Genomic DNA, 16477 nt, shown 5'->3' with positions numbered 1-16477 from the left:
CTTGACCTTGATCGTTCGCCAGCTTAGAACGGCTCTCTTGCAATTCGGTGAAGTTGTATGGCGTTCGCATGGAAGACTTCCCATCCTCTACCAACTTGAGCACTCTGGTCGCGTATGTTTTTTCTTTCCGGGCCGTTCCGTATCGTATCGCGCATGGCTGTCGACGCAATTTTGTTCGTTGCGGCGTTGGGGTTAGCGCAGTCATTACGGTTTGATTTCAGACATTTTGTTTTTCATTTCGATGAAATTCTTCCTCTTGTGCCGATGTTCGTTACGGTGAAGCTCTGCTTATATTGGGCATTCAAGTCGTATCGAGGCATGTGGCGCTATACGGGGCTCCACGATATCTGGAACCTGCTGTGTGCCACGTGTATCGCTTCCATGATGCTCGTGGTGATGACTCTGTATTGGTGGGGATACGGGTATTCGCGAACCGTTTTTTTGCTCGATGCCCTTTTAGGTTTCTTGTTTACGGCAGGGTTGCGTGTGGGAGTGCGGACCTTTTTTGACTTGAAACGGCAATATCAGGAAGAAGGTCGATTGCAGCCGTTTTTCATTAAGCCGAAAAGGAACCGGAAAGAGGTCGTGATTCTCGGAACTGGAACGGCCGGAGAACATTTGGTGCGCGATATTCAGAAAAATCGCAAACACCGTATCCATATTGTTGGTATTCTCGATGATGACACTGTGAAGATGGGGCGGACCATCCACGGTGTTCCTGTTCTTGGTGGAATTGGGCTTTTATCACGCATTCATGAAAACTCACCGCTTGATGAAGTCTATGTTGCCATTCCGATGGCGTCCGGCACACAGATGCGTCGAATCGTCAATATTTGCGACGAAGCCGGTGTCACGCTGAAAACATTGCCAGGAGTGGCGGAGCACGTTGGGAATCGTGTGCACTTAGATAGTTTGCGCGATGTCAACTTTGAAGATTTGCTTGGACGTGAGCCCGTCAACCTGGAAGTGGAGCAGATTCGCGAATCTCTGGCAGGCAAGACTGTTCTTGTCACGGGATGCGGTGGGTCCATTGGTTCGGAGCTTGTACGAAAAGTCATTGCCTATCATCCGGCACGCGTCTTGTTGCTCGATATCAGTGAATTTAATCTCTATTCGATTCAAACCGAATTGCGCCTGACGCACAAGTTTAAAGCCTTTGTTCCTATTCTCGCCAATGTGCAGGATCGGGCGATATTAGATCGAGTCTTTTCGCGCCATCGTCCCGATATTGTTTTTCACGCAGCGGCATATAAGCATGTGCCTATGCTGGAGCAAAATCCGTGGGTGGCTGTCTCCAATAATATCATGGCAACAATGTCGCTGTTGCAAACCGCCACGACGTACGAAATAAAAACGTTTGTTCTTGTCTCCACGGATAAAGCCGTCAGGCCGTCCAGTGTCATGGGAGCCTCGAAGCGGATGACGGAGCTTCTGCTTCAGGCATGGAAACCTTCCGTTGGGTCCTATCTTGGCGTTCGCTTCGGCAATGTTCTTGGTTCAAGTGGTTCGGTGGTGCCGCTTTTTCTGGAGCAAATAGCTTCAGGTGGCCCCGTCACGGTGACGCATCCCGACGTCACACGGTACTTCATGAGCATTTCCGAAGCTGCACAGCTTATTCTTCAGGCCGGTTCCATGCAGGAAGAGGGGGATATTTTTGTGCTCAAAATGGGAAGTCCCGTCCGTATCGCCGACATGGCTGCAGACCTGATTCGTCTTGCAGGTAAAGAACCGGGAAGAGATATTGATATTACCTATGTGGGGCTCCGTGAAGGCGAGAAGCTTTACGAGGAGCTGATTACTCACGGGGAAGATGTGACAAGCACAACGCATGAAAAAATTATGAAGCTGAAAGTCGATAACGACTGGCTTGGTCATGGGAGTCAACAGGCAATGCGAGCCTGGCTTGAAGGGGAAGTTGCAGAACTCGAACGCTTGGCTGCGGCCTACGATGCTGACGGCATCCGCCGCAAGCTGATGTCTATGCTGCCGGGTGAGTATACTCCACTGAATACTCCGTCCTCATGCTCGTTGTAGAAGTGCTCGTGTGATCGGTCAGCGGCCCGTTACCTGTTTGGCAGGAGCCGAAATGGTCAGATCTCCGTCCATTCCTTCCGTCGAATTGGGCCGGAGGGTCATCGTTTTCACATAGACACCGTTGGAACTTTTTTCGACTCGGTACAGAAAGGTCACCAGTGTGTTAAGGGGGACTTTCGACAACCGTATATCCACACTTTCTTCATCAACGCCTTCGGATAAGGCTCCACGGCTTTGGCGCATAGACTCAATATGTTGACGTACTCCCGTTCGATCGGCGGCCTGTTCGAGAAAAGAGAACAAGGTGAAGTTTTCAGACGCGGCCTCGGTGGCTTCTTTTGAGAGAAGCCCTTTATTGTGGGTGTAGGTCTGTTCCAAACTCAGAATCTCTTTGAGCTGTTTTTCTGAGTGCGCAATACGTGAGACCAAGTCATCCTGGTAAGAGTGAATTGGCGCGACAACCCATTCAAAAAAGCCAAGAATAAGAACAACACCGGCGAGACCGTACAAAAGCGTTGTGCGATGGAGTTGCTTCACGGCGTATCTCCTCCCACACGCGCTGTCGGGGTTGATGGTACGAATGCATTGTCAGAGGGGCCCGACGGAGGAGGGAAATCATCCGGTGTATACGATCGCGTAGCCCCAGATGGTGACGATGTTTTTGGCTTCGTGGTACTGGGTGGGGGAAGGGTATCATCCAAAGGTGGAAAGGAAGCGCTTCCTTCAGTATCCAAATTTTGGGGAGACGCAGGAGCAGGTGAAGGCGGAGAGAGTGTGCGGAGTTTGGTCAGGTCCATCTCCATGACAAATTCAACCCCCTGACCACCGGCCCCGATTTTTGAATCCCGAATGTCGACGTCTTCAAAACCGCCACTGTCTATGAGATTTTTTTTGATCGCTTGCACGTCATTGAAGGTCGTTGTTAACGCGTTCAAACGTGCGGTTTGCTGTGAAATGTTGAGTGATTCGACGGTGACGTCCATGTTTTCGGGAAGGGCGCGACTGATGCGACCAAGCATATCTACAACCTTGATCGGACCGTCGGAATTGGATGCTCCTGAATTTTGTAATTCGGCAACATGATTTCGCAAAATACTCAACCGTTGTCTGTCGGTATAGCCAGTACCAAGGTCCGGCAATACCCGTTTGAACGACGCCGCAATTTCTGTGTTGTAGGTATTCAAACGCTGTCGTTTCAAGGAGATGTCTACGACAACCGAGGATATCCAGGCGAGGAGCACCACGACGAAGCAGGCTCCGATAATAATTGCTTCTTTTTCCCAGCTCAGAGATGTTCCTAAACGACCGAACTCAGCCACCCGAAAGTCAAATCCTTCTCCCTTGTGAGACCCTCGACACGCCAAGCCAAGCGCAAGTGCATTCTCTGCAACAGCAGGATCGATTCCGTCTATGCTGGCAGCAATGCCAGGAGGATACCCATCGACAACGACAATAGAATGTTCAATGAGGCTCGAGAGCGTCTGAAGGGCCGGTTTCGACAGGGCCGCACGGCCTGTCACGACAACCATATCCGGAGGAGGGGCGTCTTTCTCTTCGCGTGCGGAAAGCAATGATAATTGAATCCCCTGAGCAAGTGTCTCGCTTTCATGGAGTTGGCCTGCCTTGGAAATGTCAATCGCTGATGAACCGTCTTCCGAAATAAGACCGTCGATCCCTGCGGGGAGCGTCCGGAAAAGCACCGGAGTCATGTCTCGTTGAACATGGAGAAGAGTTTCTCCGTGTTGAATATGAAGAAAAAGCGGGGTGGGGGAAAGCACTCCGGTGAGCTGTTTGGCCAGTGCATTCAATCCCGAAGCGGAAATGTCAATAATGTCCGGATCGATTCCTTTGGCATTGAGCGCCCCAAGATAGGCAGCAAGAGTGGACTTGAGGACAATCGCACACAGGACGAGTTGTCCCTGTTCGGTGTGCGGACCTTTTTGAAAGGAATAGACGACATCTTCTAATGACCACGGCAACGTCGGTTCGAGCTCGAACGGAAGAACTTGGCGGATTTTGTTGGTTGAGGAGAATGGGAAGGTGAAGCGGCGCATAAAGACATCGCGGAGAGGCAAACCTGCCACGATGACATCGGGCGCGAAACCTGCGCTTTGAATGAGTGTTGCGGCCGTTTCTGCCAGAAACTCATGATCGTACTCCCTCGGGAGCGGGCGTGAATCGGCAAACGCAAGAGTTGTTTCGCGGAGCGTGCTTGACAGCGCCACGGCCCGGACATGCGTTGGTCCCAGTTCAAGACCGAGTGTAATGGTTGCCATGGATATCTCGTCGTAAAAAAAGTGTCTTCATGGGACAGCGCAGAGTTCATCCCCCGAAACATGCATCTTGTTTTCAAGATGTTTCGTCAGACGTTGCCGACGTCTGGAGCGATTTCGGAATAGGATCGACCCACCTCTCAAGAATGGTGAACACAACGTCTTTCTTGTCCTCGTCTGTAGAACTGGGTTTGGCCGTTCGTTGAACAACAACATTGATACCTGCTTTGGCTGTACCTGAGGTTCCGAAAACGCGTAGGCGGAATATGTCCGCCGTCGTGGTCAAAGACGCATCGGGAAGTTCCACATCGGCATAGCGTGTCAATTCCTCGCGAAACCAGCCGGTATCGTCAAGTTGATCTTTATTCAGCTTGCTGCGGCGAAACGCATCAATATCCTGTGCGAATTCTTCCGCCCTAAGCCCCTCCATATCCGAAGGAAGAGCGGCCAGGACCGGTAATGGAGCCGTATTGATATTGATCTTCCCTTTGGAATGAATGGTCAGGTATCGTTGTAAACCAGGGCGGCCGTTATGATCGAAATAGAGAGCGGCCGTCATTCCGCGAACAAGCAACAATTCGTCCAGCGCGTCGAATGTGCCGTTTTTGCAATGGTATGGCAATTCTCTGGATTGATAAAAATTATCTTCCGCCGGAGACGTTTCAGAACGAGGATCATCATTGCCGTCAACCCAATCACGAATGGCATCACAAAGGTTTTCAGCCTTCTCCTGTTGCAACGAGAAAGGCGTATTGGTCAAGAGACGAATAAAAACACCGGCTATCTCTTCACTTGTTGCGATGTCATTCAGAGGAATCAAGCCTCCTTCGTCGGTGATGGTTCCCCCAATATCTGCTGTATTGATATCAAATGATTGCAGCATGTCTGGATCGGGGAAGCTGTTCCAATCGTCACTTAAGGTGTCGTTTGCGGTCTCATATCGATCTTCGGCAAGCGTGCGGAGCGCGAGCACAAGGGCGGTTTCTGCATTCTCTCGTGCTTGTGCCCTGTTGACCCGGTTGGATGCAAGGACGCTATCTGCGGATAAACGATTCAATGTTTCCACCATTACGGCAGAGAGCATGGCGATAACCAGCAGAACAAAAACAAGAACGGCTCCCCTCGCCGTCTCAAACGATTTCAATTCCGCTCCCGAAATGTGTATTCGGATCGTGGAAATCCAATAACACGAGTCAATGTGTCCAACTGATTTTTTTCAACACGGTCGACCTCGATATGAAGTATCTGTGGCATGGCAGGCTTGTTTTTTTTCACTCGCTCCAGGCTGCTCCAGGTTGTTTCCTCAACTTCTTCACCTGATACAATTTCTTTGAATGACATACGTACATCACGGACCATGGGCAAAAGTTCCATTTCAATCCAAGGGCGTTTTTCTTTGGAGCGCCATTCGAGGTCGGCGTAAGGCGATTCGAGCCGAATGAGGCGATATGTTTTTTCAAAGTCAAATGTTGAGGTCTCGTCATCGCGTTCACGGAGAACATAGCGAACCCGGCTAATACGATGGCCCTCACGATGGAGACCAAGAGAAAATGAAGACAGACAGGCGAATTCGAGAATTGCCCGGTCTGTTGATTCTTCATCCTCACGGGCTTTCTCGATATTGGATTCCTCTTTCAGGTCATAGCCGAAAAAAGCAAAGACTTCGTTGGTGTTGGAAGAGGAAATATACAGGCTGTGAAGGTCGTTCTCCAAACGATCGAAAAAGGCTTGATCGATTTCCGTGGAAAGAGTTGTCAACTGAACGCGTTCGGCCATGTGGAGCACGGCCTGAACCATCGTGAAGATTCCGGTGACGGCAATGGCGCAAATGGCAACGGCCAGGAGTACTTCAATCAGGGTGAAGCCGGCATGCGCACAGGCCGTGTTCGATGGATTTTCGCGATTCATGCGGTCTCCTACCAAGCTTTTCTCTCGTTGAAAAATGCTCTTTTCCCAATAGGAGCAAAGAGAGGAGAATGACCACATGCTCAATGGAGCATCGTGAAGACGGATCTATAATGATGGTGTGGTGTTCAGCAACGTTTCAAGGAATGCTGAAGAGCGAACTTGATTTCGCGGAGCTGCTCAGCATCATGTATTTTTCGGCCTTCCATGTCGCGAACTGTAAAGACATCACGGACTCGGTCGCCATAGGTCGCGGCTTTGGCCGTATGAATATCCAGCCGGAGGCTGGTGAGCACTTGGGCGATATCGTAGAGCAGGCCAAGGCGGTCCGGTGCTTCAACTTCAATCAATGTGAAGAGTTCGGTTGCATCGTTGTCTACGCGGATCGTGATGGAATCATCGCCGAGGCGTGGAGGGGCGATACAAAGAGGAGAATTACGTTTTTGGGAAAGACGATAATCCAGCGACAGCTTTCCGGTGAGGGAATATTTTACGGATCGAGCAATATGCTCAGCGTCTTCTTCGACGGAGTGTGCATCAACAGGAGCAGAGGTGATGAAGCTGACAATGACGGTATCGTCGCGCCAGACATAGACATCGGCGGAACGGATATCGATATTGTGCAAAGCAAGGCAACCGCACAGTGCTGCAAACAAGCCGGGATCATTGCGTCCGGCAGCCTCCATTCTCCAGCCGCCATGGGCTTTGCGAAACGTCCAGACTGTGACACCAAGACCGCCCCGCCCCCCTGGAACCATACGCCGATCGTTTTCCACGGCTGAACGCAAACGGACGGCAAGAGCAATATGTTCGACCACACGTGAGGCTGGAACCTGCAGCAGATAGCGAGGGCCCATGACTTCTAGGAAGGGTTCGAGTGCTTTCCCTGTAGGCATGTTGTGATGGTTTTTCGCAAGTTGCCGGACTTTGTCGCGCGTTTCCAAAACTGTTCTGGCGGTGTCGTTGCCTGGAAAAATACCGAAACGCAGGCCATCAAGCACCTTGTTGAACAGTGTGGAAACCAGTGAAGATTTCCATTCTGTCCAAGCCATGGGCCCCGTTGCCTGGGCATCGGCAACCGTGAGGAGGTAAAGCATGGTCAATCGGTCTCGGAAGCCGATTTTGGTTGCTAACCGGGCAATGACGTCCGGGTCGGAGACATCGTGTTTTGCTGCCGTTTCCGATAAGAGAAGATGATTTTCCACTAAAAAGACAACGTCGGAAATGGTCGCATTGTCCAGGCCCAAAGCCGTCAGCATGTGATGTGTCAGGCCAGCCCCTTTGGTTTCATGGTCTCCACCAAGCCCTTTGCCTACATCATGAAGCAGGCCAGCCAAGAGAAGACGTAACGGATGACGCACCGATGCAAACAAGCGAGACAAAGCTGGGTCGGCTTTGGCGATATCATGGAGGTGACGTATGGTTTCGACGGTGTGACGTCCGACAGGGTGGACATGATACAAATCAAACTTTACGAGATCGCGTACCCGGTCAAGTTCGGGGAGAATAATACCGAGAACGCCTGTATCCCATAGAGCCGCAAGCACATCGGCGGAAGCGTCGTCGATGAGTGCTGCGCGTAAAGCGTTGAGTCCGTGGCCTGGATCGGGAGGGTCGCGCTTGAGCGTTTGGGCGGCATGCGTTGCACGAGCGCTGGCGTCAAAACTAGGGGCTCGTCCCCACCGGGCGCATTCTTCAAAAAAGTTAAAAACTTCTTGCGGGTGGTGTTCCACATCTATGCCGGGAGCGAAATCAGCTCCTTCGGCGGTCAAAGTGATGCGGTCCGAGGAAGGAATGGTTGCAGCATGCACCGCCCCATTTTCTGCAAGGAGTGCCATGCGGATGGATTCGCGAATAGCTTTGATGCGGGTCATGCGCCGTGTCAGATCGGAAAGAAAACGTTCCACGGCAAGAAGTCGTCCAGAGTCGGCATAACCCAGTGTTTCAGCCAGTTTTCGCTGGATTTCAAAAGGAAGTCGTGTCTTGGATCGAGGAAAACTGATTTCCAGAGCCTGACGCACACGAAAAAGAAATTCCGCATCAGCACGCATCCGTTCCAGCCGATCGGCAAAGGCATTGCCTGTGGCAAATAATGTAATCAGCCACAAACATTGATTGTAGTCGCGTAAACCTCCGAGACCTTCTTTGATGTCGGGTTCCAGCAACCCGGACGCATCACCATATTTTTGTTCTCGAATGGCGTTTCGTTCCCCAAGCCATGCAGCGAAGACCGTTTTTTCCGGAGTGAACACACGAGTTTGCATCGCCGTCACAAGCAAATCGAACACATTGCGTTGTCCACACAAGAAACGGGCATCAAGAAGTGAGGCAAAAACTTTGTGATCAGACAACGATAAAGAAACACAATCTTCCACGGAACGGACACCATGTCCTAACTCTCGACCAGCGTCCCAAAGCGGATAGAATAAGTCTTTGGCCAGTTTGTGTGCCATGTCTGGAACCGGCCCCGGAAAGACAAGGAGGACATCGATATCCGAGCGGGGGCAGAGTTCACACCGGCCATATCCACCGACGGCAACCACCGCAAACGCGGTGCGCTCTTCACCGTGTTCACAGCGCCGTTCTTCCAAACGTTCTTCAAAATATCGATCGAGGATGCGGGTATGGTCGCGACAGAAAGCCATCCCCCCCGGGTGGGGCCAAGCGGCAAACAGACCTTTGGTGTCGCGTTGGAGATGATCGAAAGCGGTATCGTGTGATGTTGCCATGGGTGTGGAGGAGCCTCCGACGGCTTAAAAAACTTCAAAAAAAGAGTTGTGTCGATTTCGTCGAGGTGTTGCGCTTGGGTACTCCTTTCACAAATAGATTTAACGGAAAGGAGTGATAAGGTGAGGAAGGAGGGCAAGGGAAGCGGAGGAAAAAATTCTGTTTTTTCCTCCGCTTCCCTTGCCACCAAGATGCTTACTTAAACAGCATCGTGCCCCGTCTCGCCGGTACGGATACGAACGACGTCTTCGATAGGCGAAATAAAAATTTTGCCATCGCCGACTTCACCGGTGCGCGCATTGTCCTGGATGGTCTTGACGACATGAGGGACCATGTCGCTGTCGACGACGAGTTCAATTTTGATTTTTGGCGTGAAATCAACTTGATATTCGGCACCACGGTAGACTTCCTTGTGACCGCGTTGCCGACCGAAGCCTTTGACTTCGACGACGGTCATGCCTTTGATGCCGAGTTCGGTGAGGGCTTCTTTGATTTCATCGAGCTTATAGGGTCGGGTAACAACCTCGATTTTTTTCATATCAAAACTCCTGTTCTTCGATGTGGACGCAACGCGGGAAGACGGAAACGTCTTCCCGCACGGTATCTCATGTCTGGAATTAGAACTGGTAGCCGGTTTCGCTGTGCTGGCTGACGTCCAAGCCCACAGATTCTTCTTCTGGGGTTACACGAATGCCGACGATGACGTCCACGATTTTCAGCAGGATCAAGGACATGACAAAGCAGAATGCCCAGGTGGCAATGACGGACACAAACTGAATCCAGAGCTGTCCGGGGTTTCCATAGAACAGGCCATCGGCACCGCCGACGTTGACTGCCGTCGTGGCGAACAGGCCGGTAGCCAGAGCGCCCCAGGTTCCACCCAGCCCATGAATGCCGACAACATCCAGTGAGTCATCGTAGCCAAGGATCGGTTTGAGGAGCACGCCGCCGTAGCAGATGAATCCGCCGAGCAGGCCGATGATGATGGAGCCCATGGGAGTCACAAAGCCGGCCGCAGGGGTAATGGCGACAAGTCCGGCAACTGCGCCCGAAGCCATACCCAGGGTGGTGGGTTTGCCGGCATGGAGCCATTCCGCGGCAAGCCATCCACAGGCGGCGGCAGCAGCGGCCATGTGGGTTGTGACAAACGCACTGGCAGCCAAGCCATTGGCGGCCAGCGCCGAACCGGCATTGAAGCCGAACCAACCGAACCAAAGAATGGCAGCGCCGAGAATGGTCAGTGGCAGGTTATGCGGAATGAAATGTTGTTTGCCGAACCCTTGGCGTTTGCCGATGTAAAGCGCAGCAGCCAGCGCCGATGCACCGGAAGACATGTGAACAACGGCACCACCAGCGAAGTCGAGTGCACCCATTTCGCCCATCCATCCGCCACCCCATACCCAGTGACACATGGGGGCGTAGACGACCACAACCCAAAGGATGCTGAACAGCAGGAAGCCGCTGAACTTGATACGTTCGGCAAATGCCCCGGTGATGAGTGCCGGGGTGATGACGGCGAACATGCACTGAAAGATCATAAATACGAGGTGTGGGAGATTGTCGGCCATAGGGGCGGCTTCCTGTCCGACTCCATTGAGCCAGAGGTAGTCAAGACCGCCGATGAATCCACCAATGTCGGAGCCAAAGGAAAGTGAGTATCCGATGATGGCCCAAACGATGGAAACGACGCCGAGCATGATCATGCTGTGCATAAGCGTGCCGAGGATGTTTTTTCCTCGAACCATGCCACCATAGAACAACGCGAGGCCGGGGGTCATGAACATGACCAGGGCCGCGCAAATAAGGATGAATGCCGTATCCGCCGAATTCATTCGCATGCCTCCATAAACGTCTTCCCCAGGGAATCTGAGGGCGGGATGATATCCCGGACAACAGGTTCTTGTCGTCGGCCCACCATAGGACGGTGGACCGGGCATCTCCAAAACGCAAAAAACGAGTTAATAACATTTCTGTAAATTGGCAAGCCAAATTGTCACATGAAAGAACGTTTTTTGGCCGTATTGTGTATCTGTTACATTATCGTGCACAATAATGGAGATATGTATGAAATGGATACAGAAGGTTAAAAAGATGACAAATTTGCGGGGAAAGCAGAGTCCCATGAAAACGGGTTCAGCATCTGATTGGACGTGATGCTCTTGGAGCGATCGAAGGTCTGTCGTGGTCGTGACCATATGAACGATGAGCTGCTGGAGAGCATAGTGACTGGTCCAATATCCACAATAAAAAACTTGTCATTTCATTGGTTCTTTGGTTTATGAATTGAGAATACCAATGCTATTGGAGCGTGTCTTTTTTGGATGCCCTTGGAAAAGGCACATACTGCAAGCAACGAGGAGGGTGAGATTGTGAGAAAATGGAACGTATCGGTCATACTGGCTGTATTATGCGTCTTGGGGCTCTTTGCGACTGTGGTGCCTGCCAATGCATCGCATGAAGTCCCTGAAGTGAATGGGAAAGTTTGGATGGACGCTAATCAACCGGAAAAACTCGGATATATTCTGGGTATTGCCACCATGGTTGAACTTGAGCAGGATGCCCAAGGCGAAAATCCGGCAACGAACAGTTTGATTAACGGCTGGGTGCGTCGTTTGAGCCCGTACACCATCAAAGAGATCGTCCAGAAATTAGACCAGTTTTATCAAACGAATCCCAATTTTATGGATCGCCAGGTGGTGGAAGTGCTGTGGTGTGACTTCAACCCCGATTACTTGAAGAAATAGGGTGGGCATTATGAAAAAACTTGCACATATAGGCATGGTTCTCGCATTGGTCGCAGCATTGTTCGGATGCACCAACATGAATAAAACCCAACAGGGCGCGCTTTCCGGTGGTGTCGTTGGCGCAGGTGCAGGCGCGGCCATTACGGCCATTGCCGGCGGAAATGCCGGTGTTGGTGCTGCCCTGGGCGGCGTCGTCGGCGGCTTGGCCGGTGGCCTCTACGGACACCAAGAAGATATGCGAAACCAAGGATACTAGTCCTTTCGTTTGGTCTGAAAGACCGAGAAGCGATACTTCAAGCCGGAAACGTGTTGAGCGTTTCCGGCTTTTTTCGTGAGGGCGGGGGGCATTGCTGAGAGAAGCTCTCTGTTTCGATCGTGGAATGGAACTCAAATGGTGCAGAATGTATCTGCAAAATTTTCTTTGTGCAAAATAATTTTTGTACTAAGAAAATTTTGCAGAGAGTGGCTGGGCCAAATGGGGCCAATTGGCGCTGTGCCGTAAGGCAAGGGAGAGGCGAATGAACAATGTTACTGGAACTCCAGTAGGCGGCTCCGACTTTTTTGGTCGTGACGCAGAGCTTTATAACTGCATGGAACTGATGAAGCACAATGACATCTTGCTTCTGGGCGCGCGTCGTATAGGCAAGACATCGTTTGCACGGGAAATCATGCGGCGTTTAAATGAAGAAGGATGGCGAGTAATCGAAATTAATGTGGCCTCGTGTGAAGACGAACAGCAATTTGCCAAACGAGTTCTTGAAGCCATTCGAGACTCTGCCCGGTCATGGCCTCAAAAAAAATGGGATAGCCTCTGTGAAAGCATCGGTGGAATTCTGCGTCGGATTGAGCACATCGAGGTGCCAATTCCGAACTACGGAAATGCAGGAGTCAAGCTGAACCACAGTAAGCCCGTGAAAGATTTGCTGGACAGCCTTACGGAAGCGTTGTGCGCGCTGAATACGACGGATGAGCCTTGCTTGCTCTATATCGATGAGCTTCCAATATTTCTGTATAATCTGATGCCATCCACAGACACAAAAGAAAAAGATTATGAAGACAAGAGAAAGCGAGTCGCCTTGTTTCTCAATTGGCTGCGCAACGATGTTCGAGGAGACGCACGTTGTACAGCGTTGCGTTGGCTTTTCACAGGTTCTGTCGGGCTGGACACGTTAGTTCACAATCATAAACTTGCAGATACGATTAATACGTTGACCCCCTTTAAACTTGATGCGTTCAGTTCTCGTGAAGCCGTCATTATGCTGCAAACCCTGGCAATTTCTTATGGTTGGTCTTTGGATGAAGGCGATGCCAACAAGGTTGTCGATGTCATTCAATGGCCACAGCCGTATTATCTGCAAATTGCGTTTCGATTTCTCCGGGAGTGGCACACGGAAGAGCGCTCTTTCGACCAATGTATCAAACACCTCATTGAAAAGATGACGGAACCCGGGGTGGATAACGATTATAATCATTGGTTTGATCGTCTCAAAACACAGCTCGGGAATGTTCAGGCCGGCCATGCGAAAGCCTTGTTAGGGATGGTATGCGCGACCCCTGAAGGGATGTCGAAACATGATGTCTTTATTGCACTCCAGGGCCGTATGCTGAATGCAACGGAAGATGAGCAACTGGAAATGTGGTCGGACCTTCGGGATATTTTAGAGCGTGACGCCTACTGGTGGAGCGTTGAGGTAGATGGCGTGAAATACTATCGGTTTTGCCTGGAGCCGTTACGCTGCTGGTGGAAAAGGAAATATGACGTATGATGAATACCCCTCCTTTTGCGAGCGCTCGGTTTTACAATCCGGATTGGTTGAGCGACGAGGACCTGAAAGCCGGCTTCGTGGCGAGAACGGGGCTGTTTCAGCTTCTGCTTGAAGACTTGAGACGGACGCCGGTTGTCGGCTCTGTGCAGCATCATGTTCTTGTGGGCGTGCGTGGTTCCGGGAAAACCACCATGCTGAAACGTTTGGCCGTGGCCATAGCTGAAGAAGAAGAGCTGAAGGAGCGACTCATTGCACTGTCGTATCCCGAAGAGTTGTACGATGTGAAGAGCGTGGGGGATTTCTGGTGGGCGTCATGTCGAGCGTTGGTCGATGCCCTGGACCACCTTGGCTTTCGTGATGCCGCCGACGACCTTGATGATCAGATAGAAGAACGGGATCGTCGTGATGTGAAGGACGATGCAACGGATGATGAAGGGTTTCGTCTACTGAAGAAGACCTGTGCAGCAATACAGCGGCGGCCGGTGTTGCTTGTTGATAATCTCGATATGATCTTTCAACGTATTGGAAAGAAAGGACGCAAAGCCGCTATCGATGCACCATCGTATTGGGAATTGCGCACAACGCTTTCAGAAACCGACGCGCCCATGGTGATTGGCGGTTCCTTGCGATTGAGCGGACCCTTCACGAGCCAGGATAATGCCTTTTACAGTTTTTTTCTTCCCCACCGCTTGGGCAAACTGTCTTTGGATGACGCCCACAATATCTTTGATCATTTGGCTCGGCAATGTGGCGATACAACCTTGCACGATCGTCTTCGCAAACAACCGGGACGCATCCGGGCGCTTTATGAACTTACCGGGGGCAACCCGCGGGCTATCCACCTTATTTTTGAACTTTTGCGCCAAGGACCGGGAAGCCAAGCGATTGATGACTTTGAACGCCTGCTCGACCTGACCACACCATACTATAAAGCGCGCTTTGAAGACCTGTCCGATCAAGCCCAGGTGGTTATGCATGCCCTGGCCGTCATGCAACGTAATTATCATGAACGCAGTTTCGGCCATACCGCCGCCGACATTTCCAAACGAGCGAAGTTGGAAACACGCACCGTCTCGGCGCAGCTCGATATCCTCATCAATGACGGCGTTGTCGAAAAAGAAACGCCAGACAACAGCAAAGTGCAATATCGTGTTTCCGAGGAGCTGTTTCGACTCTGGATTCAAATGCGCAGTGGATCACGTCGAATACGTCAACACGTCGTCGGCTTAACGGAATTCTTGGAAGCGCTGTATGAGCAAGAAGAAATTAAAGCCATACTGGAAGCCGAACTTGCCCTTGCCAAATCAGGGAGTCATCGAGGGCGGATGCTGTTTGCTCTGTCTGCCGGCTCTGGCCTCATGAATAGTGATGATCGTCGTTTTAGTGATGCCTGTGCCGTGTCCTCGTATTTTTCCGATCAAGCAAGAGCAACATGCCGTTTTGCTGATGCATTTGCGAAAGACGATATTGATGCCGACGTGCACGCATTATCCCAATGCAAAGACCAACTTCAGCACCATACAAAAATCTGGAAGAACGCCCACCCCAAAGCACAACAGATCGTTAACGCAATGCTTGGGGCCCTGGATTTTTCATTGGGAGAGAAGCAAGAAAGTACTTCACGACTTTGTGATGCCGACCAGGCTCAAGCGGAGTTGAATCGACTCTATCCTCTGATAAAAAGAGAAAAGGACGACCTCGTGCGCTGGGGGATGGCTGAAGATGAAGTTGATCAAATCTACGAAGCTCGTTCCCAAGGTCTCTTGGATGTATGCCGACTGAAACCGGATTATTTAGAACTAAAAACGCGGTCGGAATTGCACCCACTGGTCATGAAACTCGTGGGAGTGGGGCGAGTGCCACTGTCCACGAAAGAAGAGGCCGAATCTTGGTTTTTATGGGCGCAACACCATTGTCGTGAAGAAAACGCAGTGTCATGGGCGTGTTTCGCGAATGCATTTCGGAAAAAGAAATATTTTGATTTCGCACAGAAGGCTGTGAGCATATCGTTTTCTAAGAAGGAAACGGCGCGGGGGTGGTTTGAATGTGGGGTCATTCAGGAAGAGGTAAAAAGCAATTTTAGTCAAGCCGAATCGGCGTACCTCAAGGCAATTGAGCTTGATCCCACGTGGGCGTGGCCGTGTATCGGATTGGGGAATCTCTTGTGTGAGCATCTCGAACGCTACGAAGAGGCCAAATCGGCGTATCGCAAGGCTATTGACTTAGATCCTAGCTGGGCATGGCCGTGGAATAACTTGGGGAATCTCTTGTGCGACCATCTCGAACGCTATGAAGAGGCCGAATCGGCGTTCCGTAAAGCTATCGAGCTTGATCCTGACAATGTAATAGCATGGGGTAACTTGGGACTCTTTTTTCATAACAAACTCGAACGCTACGAAGAGGCCGAATTGGCGTACCGTAACGCCATTGCGCTTGATCCTAGCAATGCAATTGTGTTGTGTACTTTAGGTAATCTCTTGTCCGATTATCTGCACCGCTACGACGATGCTGAAGACGCTTTCAAAAAAGTGATCGAATTAGACCCGGAGAATACGTCTGCCCGCATTCGTCTTTCTGAACTTCGTCACCGCAATATCATCACCGCATGTGCTGAAGCGATGGATGCTGAAAATTGGGATGCTATTCGTACCATTTTAGCAGGGCGCACGGATTCGGGACGTGAGTTTGGGGAATGGCTGGTCGGTGAACGCTTTATTGAGGGCGTCGTCGGCAAGACACTTCAGCGCGGCCATGGGCCGACGTTACTGTCGATTTTTCAGGAATTGCGTTTCGAGCGTATTGCTGCACCGCTTGTGTTTGCGCTTGATGCCGCTATTGCGGGGGATCGTTCGAAGTTGGAGCGCATTGAACCTGAGGCGCGCGAGGCGTCTCTTGCTGTCTTTGATCGTTTGCAAAATAGGGACACCATCGATAACGGTTCCTCCTGAACATTTTTTTCAACAAAACGGGTTAGACTTCTTTTTCTCGCTTTAACCGTGAGAAGTTTTTGAAGATTTCCTGCACTCAC

12 protein-coding genes are annotated in these 16477 nt (G+C 51.1%); 5 read left to right on the top strand and 7 right to left on the bottom strand.

From position 1 onward, the window contains the following. Positions 1-114: 114 nt before the first annotated feature. A complete protein-coding gene (locus G451_RS0125935) occupies positions 115-2034 on the top strand; it encodes a polysaccharide biosynthesis protein (protein WP_027186509.1) in 1920 nt (639 codons plus the stop codon). 18 nt (positions 2035-2052) lie between these two features. Here the strand turns inward: G451_RS0125935 and gspM are convergent, their stop codons facing one another. The 7 genes from gspM to G451_RS0125895 form a co-directional block, all read right to left on the bottom strand. After that, positions 2053-2571: a type II secretion system protein GspM gene (gene gspM, locus G451_RS0125930; RefSeq protein ID WP_027186508.1), complete on the bottom strand. Its 519-nt coding sequence runs from the start codon at positions 2569-2571 to the stop codon at positions 2053-2055. Continuing rightward, positions 2568-4310, bottom strand: coding sequence for a PilN domain-containing protein (locus G451_RS0125925; protein ID WP_027186507.1), 1743 nt, complete (start codon positions 4308-4310; stop codon positions 2568-2570). The genes gspM and G451_RS0125925 overlap by 4 nt, the downstream gene beginning before the upstream one ends. Positions 4311-4383: 73 nt before the next feature. After that, positions 4384-5451, bottom strand: coding sequence for a type II secretion system minor pseudopilin GspK (gene gspK, locus G451_RS0125920; protein ID WP_027186506.1), 1068 nt, complete (start codon positions 5449-5451; stop codon positions 4384-4386). Beyond that, positions 5448-6215 carry a PulJ/GspJ family protein gene (locus G451_RS0125915; protein WP_027186505.1) on the bottom strand — a complete coding sequence of 256 codons (768 nt, stop codon included), beginning with the start codon at positions 6213-6215 and terminating at the stop codon, positions 5448-5450. The genes gspK and G451_RS0125915 overlap by 4 nt, the downstream gene beginning before the upstream one ends. 125 nt (positions 6216-6340) lie before the next feature. Continuing rightward, positions 6341-8941, bottom strand: coding sequence for a [protein-PII] uridylyltransferase family protein (locus G451_RS31875; RefSeq protein WP_051261931.1), 2601 nt, complete (start codon positions 8939-8941; stop codon positions 6341-6343). Between the two features lie 197 nt (positions 8942-9138). After that, positions 9139-9477, bottom strand: coding sequence for a P-II family nitrogen regulator (locus tag G451_RS0125900; protein WP_027186504.1), 339 nt, complete (start codon positions 9475-9477; stop codon positions 9139-9141). Positions 9478-9556: 79 nt separating this feature from the next. After that, positions 9557-10771, bottom strand: a complete 1215-nt coding sequence (locus tag G451_RS0125895; RefSeq protein WP_027186503.1) for an ammonium transporter — start codon at positions 10769-10771, stop codon at positions 9557-9559. Positions 10772-11308: 537 nt separating this feature from the next. Here G451_RS0125895 and G451_RS31870 point away from each other — a divergent pair. The 4 genes from G451_RS31870 (at position 11309) to G451_RS0125870 (ending at position 16397) form a co-directional block, all read left to right on the top strand. After that, the gene (locus G451_RS31870; protein ID WP_156921831.1) at positions 11309-11683 is read left to right on the top strand and encodes a hypothetical protein; all 375 of its coding nucleotides are present in this window, start codon (positions 11309-11311) and stop codon (positions 11681-11683) included. Between the two features lie 10 nt (positions 11684-11693). Next, on the top strand, positions 11694-11939 hold the full coding sequence (locus G451_RS0125880; RefSeq protein WP_027186501.1) for a glycine zipper domain-containing protein: 246 nt from the start codon (positions 11694-11696) through the stop codon (positions 11937-11939). A gap of 262 nt (positions 11940-12201) precedes the next feature. Further along, complete coding sequence (locus G451_RS0125875) at positions 12202-13449, top strand: ATP-binding protein (protein WP_027186500.1); 1248 nt, start codon at positions 12202-12204, stop codon at positions 13447-13449. After that, entirely contained in the window at positions 13446-16397 is a 2952-nt protein-coding gene (locus G451_RS0125870; RefSeq protein ID WP_027186499.1) for a tetratricopeptide repeat protein, read from the top strand. The genes G451_RS0125875 and G451_RS0125870 overlap by 4 nt, the downstream gene beginning before the upstream one ends. The last annotated feature ends 80 nt before the right edge of the window (positions 16398-16477 follow it).

This window comes from Desulfovibrio inopinatus DSM 10711, assembly GCF_000429305.1.
In the GTDB taxonomy this organism is placed as follows: domain Bacteria; phylum Desulfobacterota; class Desulfovibrionia; order Desulfovibrionales; family Desulfovibrionaceae; genus Alteridesulfovibrio; species Alteridesulfovibrio inopinatus.
The sequence above is the reverse complement of the archived record's forward strand: the minus strand, read 5'-3'. Positions and strand labels throughout refer to the sequence as shown.

Excerpts from the sequence above, each read along its gene's own strand:
- G451_RS0125935 (WP_027186509.1), top strand. The coding sequence starts at position 115 with ATGTTTTTTCTTTCCGGGCCGTTCCGTATCGTATCGCGCATGGCTGTC.
- G451_RS0125925 (WP_027186507.1), bottom strand. The coding sequence starts at position 4,310 with ATGGCAACCATTACACTCGGTCTTGAACTGGGACCAACGCATGTCCGG.
- G451_RS0125915 (WP_027186505.1), bottom strand. The coding sequence starts at position 6,215 with ATGAATCGCGAAAATCCATCGAACACGGCCTGTGCGCATGCCGGCTTC.
- G451_RS31875 (WP_051261931.1), bottom strand. The coding sequence starts at position 8,941 with ATGGCAACATCACACGATACCGCTTTCGATCATCTCCAACGCGACACC.
- G451_RS0125900 (WP_027186504.1), bottom strand. The coding sequence starts at position 9,477 with ATGAAAAAAATCGAGGTTGTTACCCGACCCTATAAGCTCGATGAAATC.
- G451_RS0125895 (WP_027186503.1), bottom strand. The coding sequence starts at position 10,771 with ATGAATTCGGCGGATACGGCATTCATCCTTATTTGCGCGGCCCTGGTC.
- G451_RS0125880 (WP_027186501.1), top strand. The coding sequence starts at position 11,694 with ATGAAAAAACTTGCACATATAGGCATGGTTCTCGCATTGGTCGCAGCA.
- G451_RS0125875 (WP_027186500.1), top strand. The coding sequence starts at position 12,202 with ATGAACAATGTTACTGGAACTCCAGTAGGCGGCTCCGACTTTTTTGGT.
- G451_RS0125870 (WP_027186499.1), top strand. The coding sequence starts at position 13,446 with ATGATGAATACCCCTCCTTTTGCGAGCGCTCGGTTTTACAATCCGGAT.